The sequence below is a fragment of the Streptomyces sp. NBC_01320 genome (genome assembly GCF_035974375.1).
Classification (GTDB): Bacteria; Actinomycetota; Actinomycetes; order Streptomycetales; family Streptomycetaceae; genus Streptomyces; species Streptomyces yanii.
The window spans coordinates 11,038,034-11,054,454 of record NZ_CP108390.1 but is presented as its reverse complement, the minus strand read 5'-3'; the positions used below and the strand labels follow the sequence as shown (position 1 = coordinate 11,054,454).

Here is a 16,421-nt window from a genome sequence, read left to right as displayed (position 1 = left end):
TGGGGGATGTGTCGGATGGGTGCGGCGCCGCGTGGCGGCGGGCTCGCAATAGTTCCAGGGCCAGCGGCAGCAAGGAGATGACGACGATCAGCCCGACCAAGGGCGGCAAGTAGTGGTCGACGTTCGGGATACTCGACCCGAGGGCGTATCCGCTGGCCGAGGACGTCGCCTCGGCGGCTGTGACCAGCGCGGATGCTTGTCGCCGGATCCAAAGACCTGGATGCGGAAGGGATGATCAGCCCACCGCGCGACGGCGGCTCACAACGGCGCGGGCCACAAGCGCGAGAATCAGCACGCCCAGGGCGATGAGGAGATAGGTCGAATATCGGTTGACCTCGGTATAGATGGTGGTGATGTGGTTGCCGGCGAAGTAGCCGACGCCCGCCCACAAGCCGACCCACAGCGCCGCCCCGAGCGTATTGAAGGCGACGAAGCGACTCCAGGGCATCTCGGCGGTACCGGCGATGATGCCGTTGACCTGGCGCAGCCCCTCGACGAAGCGCGCGACGGTGACGACCTTCCCGCCATGGCGGGTGAAGAATTTCTCGGCCTTCTCGTACCGTTCGGGCGGGAGAAAGACGTACCTGCCGTAGCGCTGCACCAGGGCGTGCCCTCCGGTGCGGCCGATGAGGTAGCCGACGTTGTCGCCGAGGATGGCGGCGAGGACGCCGATGGCTATGACGGCGATGATGTTGAGGTGCCCGGCCCCCGCATACACGGCCGCGGCGATCAGGATCGTCTCGCCGGGGGCGGGGATGCCGAAGTCCTCCACGAAGATCAGGCCGCCTACGGCCCAGTAGCCCCAGTGGTCCAGGATCGGTGCGATGTCACCGAGAACCCCGGGTAGCGGTGGTGCACTCATGCAGATCTCGTTCCTTCCGCAAAACAGCGAGGCCGGTTGTCATGCGTCTCGAACCGGGCCGCGCCGGGGATGGTCGTGTTCAGGCTATTGCTGCGTCGGCGGAGGCGTGAGGGGCGATGAGGCCGGAACGGCCGCGCCTCGGAAGCTCCAGGCGGCCGGTTTCACCCGGTCAGGGCGACGAGCCGATCTGCCACATAGGCGGCAGCTGGTCGAAGGCGGCGGTGTGAGGGATCGACGGGCTCATCCGGCGTTATCCGGATCGGGAGTAGGCTGAGCTGAGCTGAACACGCATACCATAAACTACTACATGATGTAGAAAATTGATGCATCCCCCGTGGGGGCGACGGTCACCCGTAGATACGCCGACTTTCTGCCTTGCCCGCGCATATGCGACGGGTTGCACCGGGCGGTGAGAAGCGGTGCCACGGGCGACAAGGACGTCTCCCTCGCGAGCTCCCTGCACTGCCAACGTCGGCTGACTGCCCACGGGGCCGACCAGCAGTTCAGCGATGTCGGTGAGTTCGACCACTCCACGACGGTCCTCAAGGCCCTGCCGCATGTGGTGCGCGAGTTCGACACCGCCCGCTGAGCCGACCCCCGATCGGGCGGCGGCCATAGCGAGATCAAACCCCTGGCCGAAGCAAACGCCACTCTGAGCCGTCCACGCGCACGCCCGCGCCCTTGGCCAACTGGTGGGCCTTCAGGTGCGCCCGCGCGGCCTGGGCCGAAGTGCCCTCACGGACGTGCCGTCGAGCAGGCGCCAGCCCTGCCGGAATGCGCTTCGAAGAGGGAACTGAGCGCGGTGAGCAGTCCGGGGGCGGTCGGAAGGCAGGTCCGCCGGGGTCACCACCCCGCTGTTCACACCCGACGGGTAACCCTGCGGGCGGCGGCAGGCACCAGCGGACGCAACCACGAGCGCGCCCCCCTGCCGGCGCCGCAGCGGCCCGTCCGCGCTTGCTGCGACGGTCGTGTACAGCGAATGCGGTACGCGCCAGTCGCCCGTCTCTCCGCCTTGCCGCCCTGTTCGCGGACCGGCTGTGGGGCCGGAAGGGCTGGTCCGCGGCCAGAGCACAGTCGCGCATTCCCGCCCGAACAGATCCGCTGTCAACCGGTCGGCCCTGTCGCTCGCACCAGAACTGACAGCTGTCTGGCTCATGCCCTCCAAACATCCTGAACGCGGCGGGCCCGTGGGACACCCGTTCGAAGCATCGGTGAACCGGTGAAATTCGAGGTGTCACCGCCAGTCGTACGGGCCGTCCACGGTGGCAGGCTCCACCATCGAGTCAACTTGGCGGGACGGAGAACCGATGGCGCAGGACCTGCAGGAAGCCACGTTGGCCGAGTCGGCCAACAGACGCATCAATGCCGGTGTGAGGCTCATGGGCTGGCTGACGACCACGGACCACAAGGTCATCGGCAATCTCTACATGGTCACCGCGTTCGGGTTCTTCCTGCTGGCCGGAGTGATGGCCATGCTCATGCGAGCGGAGCTGGCCCGGCCAGGACTTCAGATCGTCAGCACAGAGCAGTACAACCAGCTGTTCACCATCCACGGCACCATCATGATGCTGCTGTTCGCCACGCCGATGTTCGGTGGTTTCGCGAACGCCATCATGCCGCTGCAGATCGGTGCGCCCGACGTCGCCTTCCCTCGCCTGAACGCGCTCACCTACTGGCTCTTCCTCTTCGGCGGAATCATCGTGGTGTCCGGATTCGTGGTGCCCGGCGGCGCGGCACACTTCGGCTGGTTCGCCTACGCCCCGCTGAACAGTGCCGTCTTTTCGCCCGGTGCCGGCGGAGACCTCTGGACCATGGGCCTGGTGCTGTCGGGGATCAGTACGACCCTGGCATCGGTCAATTTCATCACCACGATCGTCTGTCTGCGCGCCCCCGGCATGACCATGTTCCGGATGCCGATCTTCACCTGGAACGTTCTGTTCACCTCGATCCTCGCGCTGCTCGCGTTTCCGGTGCTCGCTGCCACGCTGCTCGTCCTCGAAGCCGACCGGAAGTTCGGGGCGCATGTCTTCGACTCCGCCAACGGCGGGGCGCTGCTGTGGCAGCACCTGTTCTGGTTCTTCGGCCATCCCGAGGTCTACATTGTCGCGTTGCCCTTCTTCGGAGTGGTGAGCGAGATCATTCCCGCGTTCAGCCGGAAACCGATGTTCGGGTATTTCGGAATGGTGATGGCCACGGTCAGCATCACCATGCTCTCGGCCGTCGTCTGGGCCCATCACATGTTCGCCACGGGAGCCGTTCTCCTGCCGTTCTTCTCCGCCATGTCATTCCTCATCGCCGTGCCCACCGGAGTCAAGTTCTTCAACTGGATCGGCACCATGTGGCACGGCAGTATCACGTTCGAGACACCCATGCTCTGGGCACTGGGCTTCCTCGTGACATTTCTCCTCGGCGGCCTCAGCGGGGTGCTGATCGCCTCTCCCCCGCTGGACTTCCATCTCACCGACTCGTACTTCATCGTCGCCCACCTCCATTACGTCCTGTTCGGGACAGTGGTCTTCGCGATGTTCGGCGGTTTCTACTTCTGGTGGCCCAAGTTGACCGGACGCATGCTGGATGAACGCCTCGGACGTATCCATTTCTGGGTCTTGTTCGTCGGATTTCAGCTGACTTTCCTGGTCCAGCACTGGCTGGGGGAAGCCGGAATGCCCCGGCGTTACGCCGACTATCTCTCGGCGGACGGCTTCACCTTGCTCAATACGATCTCGTCCGTCGGCTCCTTTCTGCTGGGCCTGTCGACACTGCCGTTCCTGTACAACGTGTGGCACACCAGCCGTTACGCACCGAAGGTCGAGGTTGACGACCCGTGGGGGTTCGGCCGTTCCCTGGAGTGGGCGACCTCCTGTCCACCCCCGAGGCACAATTTCCGGGCCTTGCCCCGCGTACGTTCCGACTCGCCGGCCTTCGACCTGCACCACTCCATCGGGCCGGAGAAGGAGAAGCCGGGCCTCGGCCGAGGCGAGTCCCGCTCCACATCGGGCGCTGAAGAGGAGTCGGGCCAATGAAGACCGAGGCCATTCTCTTTGCCGGAGTCGCGGGGTTCTTCCTCGTGACCGATGTTCTCTACGCCGTGTGGTCCCATGATCCGACAGGCACGGCAGCTCTCACCGTCTCGTTCCTCATGGCGCTGCTGGTCACATTCTTCTTCGCCACCAACTACCGGAGGAAAGGGCTGCGCCCCGAGGACCGCGGGGACGGGCAGATCCATGAGCGGTCCGGTCCGGTGAACTTCTTTTCTCCGCACAGCATCTGGCCGTCGCTGACAGCCGCGGGGATCGCCCTGCTCGCTCTCGGTGTGGTGTTCGGTCTGTGGCTCTTCCTGATCGGGCTGGGCCTGGTTCTGGCGGGGGTGTTCGGAATGGTCTTCCAGTACGCGCGCGTGCAGGACTGAGGGCGGTTCTCAGTCCTCAGGCTCGCGAACCAGCTCCGGCGGCGCCATCCGCTCGGTGATCCGGGACCGTTGCTCATCCGTGGCGGGCAATTCCACGAGGTCTCTGTAGTACCAGCCGCTCAGTACGATCCGAAGCTGTCGCCGACGCGAGACCGGGCCCTCCGCGGGAAGCTCCAGGGGAGCCGGGACGTCACGCATCAGGATGCGGTAGCGGGCTGTCGGGCTCAGGCCACGGTGGCTCTCCGAGAGGTCGCCGCTCACCGACTGGACCACCTGGCCGGTCTCCTCCCCCTCGGTCAGCCGTCGGCGGTCCCGCATCTGAAGGGCGAGACAGAGGCGCTTGGTCAGCGCGAAGGCCAGAACCGGGGCGGCGACCAGTGCGATCCTGAGGATCCAGATCATGGACTCGATCGAAATCCTGAACGAGAGGGCGACGACGTCGTTGCCGCCGGCGATTAGGAGAACGGCGTAGAAGACGATGGCCGCCACGCCGAGCCCCGTACGGGTCGGCCGGTTGCGCGGCCGGTCGCACAGATGGTGTTCCGTGCGGTCGCCCGTCACCCACTTCTCGAAAAAGGGATAGAGGAACAGCACGGTGAAGACCACGCCTGGCAGCACGATCGTCGGAATGAACACATTCCACATGATGGTGTGGCCCGCAATGTCAGTCTCCCATGGCGGCATCAACCGGAGCGCGCCCTCCAGGAAGCCGACATACCAGTCCGGCTGCGCGTTACCGGATACCTGGCTGGCGCGGTAGGGGCCGTAGTTCCATACGGGGTTGATCTGGGCAAGCGCACCCAGCAAGGTCAGTACGCCGAACACCATGAAGAAGAAACCTGCGGTCTTCGCAGTGAAGTGAGGGAACGCCGGTGAGCCGACGGCGTTCCTATTGGTCTTCCCCTGACCCGCCCAGTGGGTGTGTTTGAGATAGACCACCAGGATCAGATGAGCGGTGATCAACGCCACGATCAGACCGGGCACGAGCAGGACATGCACGGGGTACAGACGAGGGATCACGGCATCGCCCGGGAACTGTCCTCCGAAGACGAACAGCTCCAGGTACGTTCCGACGACAGGGATCGACCCCACAATGGTGGCCGCCGTCCTCAGGCCCGTACCGGACAGCAGGTCGTCGGGCAGCGAGTAACCCGCGAATCCTTCGAGGAGCGCGAGTACGAACAGTGTCACGCCCACGATCCAGTTGGCCTCCCGCGGTTTACGGAAGGCACCGGTGAAGAAGATCCGCAGCATGTGGACGGCGATCGCGGCGACGAAGACCAGGGCCGCCCAGTGGTGGATCTGACGCATCAGCAGGCCTCCGCGCACGGCGAAGCTGATGTCGATGGTGCTGGTGTAGGCCTGCGTCATCCTCTCGCCCTGAAGGGGCACAAAGGAACCGGTGTAGACACTCTCCGTCATGCTCGGGTTGAAGAACAGGGTGAGGTACACGCCGGTGAGGAGCAGGACCACAAAGGAGTAAAGGGCGATCTCGCCGAGGAGAAAAGACCAGTGGTCGGGAAAGGCCTTGCGCAGCAACGGCCTGGCCAGCTCGCTGACGGGCAGGCGCCCATCCATCGCGCCGTATCCACTGACCGCCGCCGGCCCGGACTGGGCCTTCAGCTGCGCCTTACGTCTCCGCAGGGGCATGCACCACTCTCCCGTCGATCTTCCTGTCAGCCTGCGCCCCTTATAGTGCCGGTTCGCCCTTTATGGGTAATGCATTACTCGAAGGGGCTACACAGAATCGCGGTATCGGCACCTGATCGGCCGACTTGGCCTTGACGTGCCAGGTGGGGCCGTACTGGTGCGTCGGGCCCACCCCGCGAGCGATGTACGGGCCCTGCCGCCGCAAGGGGTGATATGCGTCGCCGAGGCTCTATTGCCTGTTTCCGGCGCACTCCGGCTGCCCTCCACGTACGGACCCGCCCACGCGCGGTCCCTCACACGTTGTGCAATCGGACGAGATTGCGTCCGGATTGGTCCGGTTCACGCGCGCCTACGCGTGGAGCGGTCCAGAAAGTCCAAAAACCCCTGCCCGCCCGTTCGGAGGGGAGCTGGAGGGAGTCGACGCTCTCCCGTGCCCCGCAAAAACGTCGACGACACGGTTCTTGCACCTGGGACAGCACGCCACTTGGGACGATCCGATGATGGAGTTCTTCGCCGAGGATGGTTGGTCCGATCAGTCAGGACCTTCCTGGCGTGGCTCTGTCGCCCAGGATCAGGACGTGGTCGAGGGCCTCGCGGCGCAGGGTGTCGATTACTCGTTCGCAATGCGCGTGCATGCACGGTGCCCGGGGCGCGCTAAGCAGCCCGCGCGTCCTCGGCGGTGAAGACGGCATCGAAGGCGTCGGTGTACTCGCTGTCGCGGTCGCCCAGCAGGAACCGTGGGCCGGCGCCCCACTCGCCGAGGCCCCGGTTCACAACATCAGCCGCCGCCTGGCACCGATCCTCGGCTTCCTGCCGTTCGTGCTCTGCCCGCTGAGATTCCTCGCGTGCCTGTCGCAGCGGCTCCTCGGCCTCGGTCGCTTGCTGACGGGCCTGGTCGTGCCGGTCGCATGCCTGTTGCAGCGATGCGTCAGCGTCTGCCTGTTCAGCGCGCGGCCTGCGAAGACGCTGATCGGCCATCGCGGCGTCCTGGCGGGCCTGGGCGTGCCGTTTCTGCCGCTGGCGGCGCCGCTCGGCAAGTTCGCCCTTCGCCCGCGTCCGCGAAGACCGCGGCGCAGCCGGCGCTAGTGCTCTGACCGCATACGTTCACCGGGTTGCTGGTCGAGGCGGTTGGATGTGTGGTGACGTCCGATCCGAACCGCTGGGGGTGTGGTGGCCGAGCCTGTCCGTGTGCGCAGGTTGACCGACCAGGAGGGGCAGAAGCTGCAGGCGTAACAAGAACGCCCGTCACCCCGACGTCCTGGCAGCTCAACGCCGCGAACGTGCGCGTGTCCGCAGTGAGAAAGACATCCGCTGGGGCGGACGACCAGTCGCTGCGGCGGCGTGAACGACGCCGGGAGTGGGGACCACCGGCTCAGTCACCGGATAGCGTGTCGGCCGGAGGACGGCCCGGGGTTGCACGGCGCCACTCCCCTGTTCACATGCGCTGGAGGAACTGTTGACGGGCTGGCGGCGATTCGAGCTCCTGCAGGGGGCTAAGCCTGAATCCACCGGCTTGGATTGAAAAGGATCTTCTAACGGTTTTCTGAGCTGGTGCCGGGTCGGTGCTCGGTTTGGGGCAGGTGGTATCTGCTGGTCTGCCCAGCTTTTCCACGGGTTCGGTTCCGGTCGGGCCTTGAGGGCGGGGTGGACAGGGGTGTCAGATCAGTCCCGGTGGGCCGTGCGTGATGGCGAACATATGCGTCCAGGCTTGCTGCCAGGGCCAGTTGTGGGGCAGGTGCAGGGTGATGCGCCGTGCGGAGCGGGCGATCCGGGCCGGGACGTGGACCAGGTGGGCCCGGAGTGTGGCGGTGGTCGCCTTGGCGTGGAAGGCCGAGGTGTGTGCTCCGACGGCCCGCAGCAGGTTGTAGGCCATCGCCCACAGCGTGAGCCAGGCCGCGTTGGCGTGGAAGTGCCCGGAGGGCAGGTGGGCCAGAGCGCCGGCTTTGCTGTCCGCGATGACCTGTTCCACCACCGCGTGGTGGCGGTGTTCTCGTTCGGCCTGGAGTGTCCCGGCGGGGTTGTCGGTGAAGAAGGGGTGGTAGCGCCAGACGGGAAACAGCTCGCCCTGTTCTCCCACGACGGCGGGTTTGGCCAGGTCACGGACCCGGCGCACGATCAGCCGGGCCGTGACGCGCTCACTCTTGTTGCGGCTGGCGAACGCGGTGTATGCGGGTATCTCGGCGACCTCGGCGTCCGAGATGAGATCACCGGTGTCTGGATCTTCCACCGCGTTCGGGTAACTGATCTTCTGCCATGCCTGGTTGGGGATGCTGAGGACGGCCCGTTTGATGGACGGGTTCATGCCGGTGGTGATGGAGAAGCGGGCTCCGGCCCGGCGGCAGGCTGCGATCACACCGGCGTTGTAGAACTGTGAGTCCGCCCGCAGGATCCGCATGCCGGTGCAGCCCGCCTCGGCGGCGGTGGCCAGGGCCTCGCTCACGAATTTCGGGGCGCCTCGGGAGTCTGCTGCCTTACCGCGTCGCATCCGGACCGCGGCAATCACCGGCCGGGAGTGCGGGGTGCAGATCGTGGCAAGCAACGGGTGCAGAGTGCGGATGCCCTTGAACCGGCCGTACTCCGCGCCCTGCTTGGCCCGCCCGTAAACCCGTTTATGAGTGGAGTCGACGTCGATGAACGCCATCACACCGGCGCCCGGCAGCAGCGGCGTGTGTGCGGCCAGCGCGCCGAGGAACCTGCGGTGCACGGCGTGGAGCTGGAGAGCATGACCGTGGGTGAACGCGCGCAGGAACGTGCCCAGCGTGGACGGGGCACGGATACCGTCGAACACGGCCGGCATCGCACCGTGCCGCAGCAGGCGAAGGTCGTCGATGCTGTCCGCGCCCGCGGCCATACCGCCCACGATGCTGGTGACCTTGGCGTCCGCCGCCGCACCCGCGCCGTTGCCCGCCCCGGGCAGCTTCACCTTCTCGGCCACCAGGCGCGAAAGACCGCACCGCTCGGCCAGCCGCATCACCGGGACCAGCCCCGCATACGCGATCAGATTCCGGTCATCGAACGCAGCGGAGACCGCCGCCGGGGTGTGAGAAACTTTCATCTACGAGGTGCCTTGCTGATAGCGCGTGATGGTGGTGTGGTAACTCCCATCTTCGCAGGTCAGCAGGCACCTCTCTTCATTTCTCTATCCACAGGACCCGGGACAGCCGGTGGATTCAGGCTAAGACCAATACCGTTCAGTTAAGGGCTTCTGGGTTATTGTGGGTGGATGCCGCGTTCTGGTTGGGTGAAGCCGTCTTCTGATGTCCGCTTGTCGGATTTGGTGTCTGTGGGGTTGCTGACGCGGGTGTTTCCCGCGGATGTGGTTGACGCGGTGATCGAGGAGGCGGGGCGTACTGAGCGGCGTCACCGGTCCTTGCCCGCGCGGGTGATGGCGTACTTCTCGATGGGGATGGCGCTGTATTCGGATGGCTCCTACGAGGATGTGTTCGCGCAGCTCACGGATGGGCTGTCGTGGGCGTCGGGGTGGTCGGAGTCGTTCACGCCGCCCTCGAAGTCGGCGATCTTCCAGGCCAGGGCTCGTCTGGGGTTCGAGCCGGTGCGGGATCTCTTCGCGCGGGTCGCGCGTCCGCTGGCGGGGCCGGACACGCCGGGGTCGTGGCTGGCCGGGCGTCGTCTGGTGGCGATCGACGGGACGTGCCTGGACGTGGCAGACACGGCAGCCAACGCAGAATTCTTCGGGCGGCCGGCTTCCAGCCGGGGGGAGCAGTCCGCGTTTCCGCAGGCCCGCCTGGTGGCATTGGCGGAATGCGGCACCCATGCCGTCTTCGACGCTGCCACCGGCCCGTGCAGCGTGTCGGAGATCGAGTTGTCCCGGCAGCTCGTCGATCGGCTGGAGCTGGGCCAACTGGTCCTGGCCGACCGGGGCTTCTACGGGTTCCGTCTGTGGCAGCAGGCCGCCGCCACGGGCGCGGATCTTCTCTGGCGAGTGAAAACGAACCTGCGGCCCCGGCATCTGGAAACACTGGCCGATGGGTCCTGGCTGGCCCGGATCGTCCCGACGTCGGGCACGAACCGGGCCACGACGGAGCCGCTCACAGTCAGAGTGATCGACTACACGGTCGATGACGGCCGGGACAACCCCGAGGAATACCGGCTGCTGACCACGATCCTCGACCCGGCCGACGTCGGCGCCGAGGACCTCGCAGCCGTCTATGCCCAACGATGGGAGATCGAGACAACCTTCGACGAACTGAAGACCCATCAACGCGGGCCCCGCGCGGTACTGCGCTCGAAAGCCCCCGACCTTGTCCAGCAAGAAATCTGGGGACACCTGTGCTGCCACTACGCCATCCGCACCCTGATGGCCGACACCGCCGCGCACACCGGCCAGGACCCCGACAGAGTCTCCTTCGTCAAAGCCCTCCGCATCGCCCGCCGTTCAGTCGCGCAGGGCGCATTTTCCCCCTCCGGGCACTGACACGGCCGACGCAGCATGGCGTCACGCCATCCGATGGCTCACCCAACACCTCAACCCACCCCGCCGAAAACGCTCACACCCGCGAGTCGTCAAACGCAAGGTCCTGAAATGGGCCGCGAAACGCTCCCACCACGCACACTGGCCCCAGCCCAAACACAGCCCCCACATCACCATCCGAAACCACTAACTGAACGGTATTGAGGCTAAGACCGAGTACCGGGAGATTCGCCAGGAAGGCATCCGATGCTTCCTCCGCTGGGGCACGATAGGCACCAGCGGCAAGGCGAGCACGTCGACGCTGGACGACGAACAGCACGCCAGCCGCCACGCTTCCCGCAAGATCAACGAATGGCTCCGCAAGGGCTTCTCCGAGGTCGAGCGGCCGGTTGACGTCGCCGAACTTGACCAGCAGACGCCCGTCCTCGACGTGACCAAGTCAAGCACCCAGCCGCATGCCCCGGTCCCCGAGTATCTGCCGATCGATGGCTTTGACGAGACGTACCACCGCAGCCATGCCCCGGATCACCCGATGGGATTTCACGAGTACTTCGTGCTGCGAGACCAGGGACGCAGCGCCGTGCGCTTCACCGTGCGCGGACAGTGCCATGACCCCGCGGCCGTGTCGTCCTTCCTGGCCGTCCTCGGCGCCGGGCGCGACCTGCCCTTCGACGGGCAATCCCACCACAAGGTGCCGCTGTCAACACCGGTGGGACCCTTCAGTCACGCCTTGTTTTGCGCGCCGGCACTCGGGCAAGCCTGCATCGCGTATCCAGCCATCGCCGCTCGCGTCGCGACAGCCTTCCCAATCTTCGACTGCGAGATCGGCGACGCGGATCCGGAAGTCCTCGTCGACGCGCGAATCCGCGGCCACGGTGCACTGCCCTACAGCGACTGGAGCCGCCAGCCACAGCCGGTCGTCGATCTCAGGTTCGATGTCCAGCCGTCCAACTACCGGCGGACGCAGACCTTCAAGGTCTTCACATCCGCAGACCTCAAGGCGCTCTTGGACGTCCTCCCGACTGCGGCATCCCAGAGTTGGCTGGAGGTCCGCTCCTTCCGAGGCGAGACCAGGCGTTTCACACCCGAGACCGCCACACCATTCTCCGAAGTCACCTCCTTCCTCCACGGCTGAGCCCGCCTGGAGCCTCGTCCGCGATCGCACACGACGCAGCTCCGGCATGCCTCATCAAAGACAGGGCCGACCCGGTGAACGTATGCGGTCAGAGCACTAGATGCGGAATTCCAGAGCCTGATAGACATGCTGGCGGTGGCTCAGGCGCACCCGATTCCCGCCGATTCCTCATTGCATGAACGGGCGTGCCCTTCCTCGGCCAAGTGCTTGCCTCCGAGGCCGGCGCCGAGGCCACGGGCGATTGCCGCCGCACCCGCGTGCTCAGGCCGTCGTTGTCGTCGGAGGGGTCTGGGCTGGAAGGTGGCCGTTCAGGAGGAGGCTGACGATCTGGTCTATCACCGCCTCGCCCGGCGGTTCGCGGCGCACCGCGGCCAGGTAGACGATGGTTCCGGAGTAGATGTCGACCATCAGTGACGTATCGGTGTCGGGCTGCAACCGGCCTTCGAGTCGGGCTCGCTCCAGTATTTCCACGACCGACGCGCGGCGGGGTTCGATGAGCTCGGCGAAGGCTCCGGTACCGGTGGGATCCTCGATCACATCGGCGAGCAGGGCCGGGAGGATCAGGCACGTGGGCATGGCGGAGACGAGCTCGATGGTCAGCTGGACTGCGGTTCGCAGGTCGGCTTCCAGGTCGCCGGTCTCATGGATGGGAGGAAGTGGGACGTCCCCGCTGAGGGCTTCGATCACCAGCGCGGCCTTGTTCGGCCACCACCGATAGATCGTCGCCTTGCTGACTCCGGCTCTCCGTGCGACGCCTTCGAAGGAAAGTCGCTGATATCCGACCTCGCTGAGCAGGGCTTTCGTGGCTCGGAGCACGGCTTCGTGAGACTCCCGACGTCTCCGCCCGGAGCGAGGCACGATGCGGTTGTGCTGGGCGGCGTACTCGGGAGCCAAAGGGTCCTGACGGCCGTTCTGCTGCCTGGGAGTAACCACCGGGTGCCTCCTTTGTGAGCCACTGGTGCGCCCTTTGATTTTGCCCTAAAAGAGACCCTATCCTAGCGATACGAGGCGTTTCGTACCGTATAATCCGTTTCATACTCAATAGTAGGATCCTGAAGCCCATCGGGGAACTGGCAATTCCGATGGGCGGATCATCGTGCACCAGACCCGCGCGCAGGATCTGGTGCGGATGGGCGTCCCCTGCGAACGCCCGAGATCCCTTTCTCGACCCCCAGAAGGGGGACATCATCATGCGCGCGAATACGACCAGGATGCGGCGAATAGCCGCCGCGGTGTGCACGGCACCAATCCTCGCTATCGCGGCCAGCGCCGGAGCTGTCAGCGCGGCCGCTTCTCCCCCGTCGTCCACCGTCGCCTCCGTCGCCTCCGTCCCGTCTCAGGAAGGCGGCTCGGGTTGGGGCCACGGTTGCCAGTTCGGTGACAACTGGGACTGGGGATTCCGCTGTCACGAGGGTTTCGACCATGGCTTCGGTTTCGACCATGGCTTCCGTTTCGACCACGGCTTCGGCGGTGACCATGGCTTCGGTTTCGACCATGGCTTCGGCGGTGACCACGGCTTCGGCGGCGGTGACCACGGCTTCGGCGGTGGTGACCATGGCTTCGGCGGCGGTGACCATGGTCGATGAGGCTCCAGCGCGGTGAGTTCGCGATCAACACGCGGCAGTTTGTGAGTGCCGCCTCCGGATGCCCGAGCTACTCGGGCATCCGGACGCGTGTGGAGCGGCATGCGTCTCATCCGTTCCGTAGTCCGGATGGATGTGCTGACAGTGAGGATCGTGTGCATCGGTGCGGGGCCTGCGGGAATGCCATTCGCGCCCAGGGCTCGACGACGCCGGGCGAAAGTGTTCCGGCGGCGGGTGAGCGCGGTGTTTCCGCCGGTGGTGCGGTCGGTGAGGCGATCACCAGTGACGGGAACCAGCAGGCATGACCCCTTGGTGGCGGCGCTCGCGGCATGCCCGTGCTCCGGGTGCGGCCGAGCCCTGAGTCCATGACGTGGCAGAGGAGCTGCCGCACGCCGGTACGGCCGGCGCGCTGGGAACCCCTGCCGCGCTTGGGCATTTGAGGGCGCCTGGCGGGATCGCCGGCGGAAGCTGGCGCGGCGGACTCCGCTCCACGGACGGCCGCGCATACCCTGGCACGCATGACCACGGGGGATGAACTGCTCCTGCTCGCGATACGCCCCGGCAGGCGGCGAATACGGATACGGGCCGAGGACCGGCTCCGGTTCGCCCTGCGGGCATCGGAGTTGGCGGATCTGGGCCTGGCCGGACGGATCACCATCGGCCCCCGACGGATCGAGGTGATGGACTCCCAGCGCGTCGAGGACCGCCGCCTGAACAACGTCCTGCACAGTCTGGGCGCAACCGCTCCCCCGCCCAGTCTTAAGGACTGGCTGCGCCGCACACCACGCTCCCTCACCACCGAATATCTCTCTCGGCTGGAGGACCAGAAGGCGGTCCGGGTCCGCCGTTGGCGCGACCCCAGCGGTCGTACCCGCCACGACATTCTCTCCGTCGACCTACCGCGCCGCCAGGCGCTGCTGGCCCGTCTCGACAGCGTGGTCCGCTCCGGCTCCGCAATCTCCATCGCCGACCGCGACCTCACCCTCGCCGCCCTCGTCCAGGCTGCGGGCCTCGCACCTGCCGCCTACCCAGGCCTGCGGGGCATCACCGGCCGCCGCCGTTTGGCCACCCTCGCCGCAAACGACCGTCTCACCCCCGCAACCGCCAAAGCGGACCCGTCAGCCGACGAGGAACTCGCTGCGGCACTGACCACCGGCGCCGACGTCCTCACCCGCCAACTCCTCGGCGAGCTCAGCGACCTCTACGCCGACTTCACCACCGGCGGCCACAGCCTCGGCCACGACCTGGACCCGGGCAGTTGGTCCGAGGGCGGCGCAGGCGGCACCGGCCACCACGGCGGCGGGCACGGGGACGGCGGCCACGGCAGCTGGTGACACCGACAGCCGGGAGTCGCAGGCCCCTTGTCCGAACCCGGGCCTTTTCTGGCCGGCCACCTGCGTGGCGTGGGAAGCGACAAGACCACTGCGGTGCTCGCCCCGCGGCCCGGCTCGTGCTGCGTCGAGCTGCGGGGCGCGGATGCGGCTGGAGGCAGCCAGGGGACGACTCCCGTCTACGAGCGTTCTCGAAACGGACTTACCAAAGCCACCCGACTCGTCCGGCGCGGCGAGCCCCTCTGCGGAGGTCAACCTGTTCAGCCCGTGACAGCAGCTTCCGGTACATGTGATTCACCGGCGCCGAACGCCTTGAGGTGGCGCTCGGCATGCAGGGCCTCTCCGTGGTGAGGGGGTCAGCCGTAGGAGAGGTCGGAGCAGATGCTGCGGTTGGCTGGGCGTGCCTGTGCGGTGACGGTTGAGGGCAGTTCGGCTGGGGCGACGGGGGTTGGGGAGGTGGTGGGGGTGTTGGCGTAGTCCTGGCCGGTGATGAGGTTGATCTGGTTGCCGGGGATGGGCTGGAGCTGGGCGTGGGGGAAGAGTGCGGTGAGGGTCTGTGCCTGTGTTTTGAGGCCGGTGCCGTACTCGATGACGGTGGTGGTGTGGTTCTGGGTGCTGGCTGTTGCGGTGCCTGAGACGGTGAACTGCTGGGCGCGCAGGAGGTCGGCGGCGCGGGCGGCGAGTCCGCGGGTGGTGGTGCCGTTGTAGACGGCGACGGTGATGCCGGCGCCGCTGACTGTGCTGGCGGTGGGGGCCGGGCCGGCTTTCTTCTGCTCGGTGTGCTGTGCGGTGGGTTTGCCGTCGAGGGTGCGGTCTTCTTTGAGGGTGGTCCAGAGGTTGTCGGCGTCGGGGTGGACGAGGGCGATGCGGGCCCCGCTGTACTGCCAGGGGACGGTGAGGAACTGGATGTTGGCGAGGTCGATGTTCTTCAGCGACATGGCGAAGGACAGGAGTTTGCCCGCGGAGTCGAGGCCGGGGTCGACGGTGAGGGACTTGGTCGCCGCGTTGGCGAGGGGGAGCAGGGTGGTGGGGCTGAATCCTTCCTTCTTGACCTGGCCGATGAGGCTGGAGATGAATGCCTGCTGGCGTTTGGTGCGCCCGATGTCGGAGCCGTCGCCGATGCCGTGGCGCAGCCGGACGTAATCGAGGGCGGCCTTTCCTGAGACTTTCTGTTCGCCCTTGTGGTAGACGAGGTTGCCCTGGGTGGGGCGGTTGGGGTTGAGGTCTTTCTGGTGGATGTCTTTGGGCAGACAGACGGGGACGCCGCCGACTGCTTCGGTCATGGCGGCGAAGCCGGCGAAGTTGACGACGACGGTGTGGTCGACGCGCAGCCCGGTGAGTGCTTCGACGGTGTTCTGGGTGCAGGCGGGGTTGCCGGCCGCGGTGCTGCCGAGGGTGAAGGCGGAGTTGAACATGGCGTTGGTGCGTGTCTGTGACCAGGTGCCGTCGGGGAGCAGGCAGGGCGGTATGTCGACCAGGGAGTCGCGGGGGATGGACACGCCGACCGCGTGGCGGTGGTCGGCGTAGACGTGCAGCAGGATCGTGGTGTCGGAGCGGCCCACCGGGTCTTTGCCGCCGCCGAGTTTCGCGTTGTCGCCGGACCTGCTGTCGGATCCGATGAGCAGGATGTTCTGCGCGTCGCCCGGGGTTTCCTGCGGGCGATGGTGGCTGAGCCCCTTGCCGTCGAAGGTGTTGATGTTGCCGGACAGCCGCAGGTAGACGGCGCCCCCTGCCGCGACGGCCAGCACGATGACCGCTGCCGTGGCGGCCAGGAACAGCTTCTTGCGGCTGCGGGGCCTGCGCCGACGGCGTGCACCGGACGGGTCGGCCGGGCGCTTGCGACGCCGGCCCCGGCCCTGCGGGGACGGTGATGTGCGGTCTGGAGCAGGTGGTCGCTGGGCGGGGGCGTTGGGTATCTGGTGCTCGGCGGTCATGATCACGCATTCGTCCGGGCGCCCAGCTTTGGGCGCGAGGGAAGCCCCCGCCGTGTGCGGGGGCGCGGGTGACGCATGGGGACGC

13 protein-coding genes and 3 pseudogenes are annotated in these 16,421 nt (G+C 66.6%); 9 read left to right on the top strand and 7 right to left on the bottom strand.

The annotated features are described in order from the left end of the window. Positions 1-28 precede the first annotated feature (28 nt). Both OG395_RS50670 and OG395_RS50665 read right to left on the bottom strand, forming a co-directional pair. Positions 29-154, bottom strand: a pseudogene (locus OG395_RS50670) (DedA family protein); the annotation flags it as partial. Positions 155-235: 81 nt separating this feature from the next. Next, on the bottom strand, positions 236-862 hold the full coding sequence (locus OG395_RS50665) for a DedA family protein (RefSeq protein WP_327248932.1): 627 nt from the start codon (positions 860-862) through the stop codon (positions 236-238). Positions 863-1,271: 409 nt separating this feature from the next. On the opposite strand from OG395_RS50665, the gene OG395_RS50660 reads away from it, so the two are divergent. The 3 genes from OG395_RS50660 to OG395_RS50650 all read left to right on the top strand — a co-directional run bounded on the left by OG395_RS50660 (position 1,272) and on the right by OG395_RS50650 (position 4,271). Continuing rightward, positions 1,272-1,451, top strand: a complete 180-nt coding sequence (locus OG395_RS50660) for a hypothetical protein (RefSeq protein WP_327248931.1) — start codon at positions 1,272-1,274, stop codon at positions 1,449-1,451. Positions 1,452-2,169: 718 nt separating this feature from the next. Further along, positions 2,170-3,885 (top strand): aa3-type cytochrome oxidase subunit I, encoded by a 1,716-nt coding sequence (ctaD, locus tag OG395_RS50655; RefSeq protein WP_442818707.1) that lies wholly within the window; start codon positions 2,170-2,172, stop codon positions 3,883-3,885. Next, positions 3,882-4,271, top strand: a complete 390-nt coding sequence (locus OG395_RS50650; protein ID WP_327248930.1) for a cytochrome c oxidase subunit 4 — start codon at positions 3,882-3,884, stop codon at positions 4,269-4,271. Before ctaD ends, OG395_RS50650 begins: the two co-directional genes overlap by 4 nt. Before the next feature lie 9 nt (positions 4,272-4,280). On the opposite strand, the gene qcrB is transcribed toward OG395_RS50650, so the two are convergent. Further along, positions 4,281-5,921: a cytochrome bc1 complex cytochrome b subunit gene (gene qcrB / locus OG395_RS50645; RefSeq protein WP_327248929.1), complete on the bottom strand. Its 1,641-nt coding sequence runs from the start codon at positions 5,919-5,921 to the stop codon at positions 4,281-4,283. Between the two features lie 633 nt (positions 5,922-6,554). Here qcrB and OG395_RS50640 point away from each other — a divergent pair. After that, complete coding sequence (locus OG395_RS50640; protein ID WP_327248928.1) at positions 6,555-7,007, top strand: hypothetical protein; 453 nt, start codon at positions 6,555-6,557, stop codon at positions 7,005-7,007. Between the two features lie 142 nt (positions 7,008-7,149). Next, a pseudogene (locus tag OG395_RS50635) lies at positions 7,150-7,266 on the top strand (IS630 family transposase); the annotation flags it as partial. A 312-nt stretch (positions 7,267-7,578) separates the two neighbouring features. Here the strand turns inward: OG395_RS50635 and OG395_RS50630 are convergent. Then, the gene (locus OG395_RS50630) at positions 7,579-8,976 is read right to left on the bottom strand and encodes an IS1380 family transposase (protein WP_327248927.1); all 1,398 of its coding nucleotides are present in this window, start codon (positions 8,974-8,976) and stop codon (positions 7,579-7,581) included. A 168-nt stretch (positions 8,977-9,144) separates the two neighbouring features. Between OG395_RS50630 and OG395_RS50625 the strand changes: the two genes are divergently transcribed. From OG395_RS50625 to OG395_RS50615, 3 genes and pseudogenes are all read left to right on the top strand, one after another. After that, positions 9,145-10,356, top strand: coding sequence for an IS4 family transposase (locus OG395_RS50625; protein ID WP_266992912.1), 1,212 nt, complete (start codon positions 9,145-9,147; stop codon positions 10,354-10,356). A gap of 187 nt (positions 10,357-10,543) precedes the next feature. Next, a pseudogene (locus OG395_RS50620) lies at positions 10,544-10,723 on the top strand (WGR domain-containing protein); the annotation flags it as partial. Between the two features lie 60 nt (positions 10,724-10,783). Continuing rightward, positions 10,784-11,488, top strand: coding sequence for a hypothetical protein (locus OG395_RS50615; RefSeq protein ID WP_327248926.1), 705 nt, complete (start codon positions 10,784-10,786; stop codon positions 11,486-11,488). A 261-nt stretch (positions 11,489-11,749) separates the two neighbouring features. Here OG395_RS50615 and OG395_RS50610 read toward each other — a convergent pair whose 3' ends face one another. Beyond that, the gene (locus OG395_RS50610) at positions 11,750-12,304 is read right to left on the bottom strand and encodes a TetR/AcrR family transcriptional regulator (protein ID WP_327248925.1); all 555 of its coding nucleotides are present in this window, start codon (positions 12,302-12,304) and stop codon (positions 11,750-11,752) included. A 275-nt stretch (positions 12,305-12,579) separates the two neighbouring features. Continuing rightward, positions 12,580-13,065 (bottom strand): hypothetical protein, encoded by a 486-nt coding sequence (locus OG395_RS50605; protein ID WP_327248924.1) that lies wholly within the window; start codon positions 13,063-13,065, stop codon positions 12,580-12,582. Positions 13,066-13,589: 524 nt separating this feature from the next. Here OG395_RS50605 and OG395_RS50600 point away from each other — a divergent pair. Then, the gene (locus OG395_RS50600) at positions 13,590-14,405 is read left to right on the top strand and encodes a GOLPH3/VPS74 family protein (RefSeq protein WP_327248923.1); all 816 of its coding nucleotides are present in this window, start codon (positions 13,590-13,592) and stop codon (positions 14,403-14,405) included. 353 nt (positions 14,406-14,758) lie between these two features. Here the strand turns inward: OG395_RS50600 and OG395_RS50595 are convergent, their stop codons facing one another. Next, positions 14,759-16,336: an LCP family protein gene (locus OG395_RS50595; RefSeq protein WP_327248922.1), complete on the bottom strand. Its 1,578-nt coding sequence runs from the start codon at positions 16,334-16,336 to the stop codon at positions 14,759-14,761. Between the last annotated feature and the right edge of the window lie 85 nt (positions 16,337-16,421).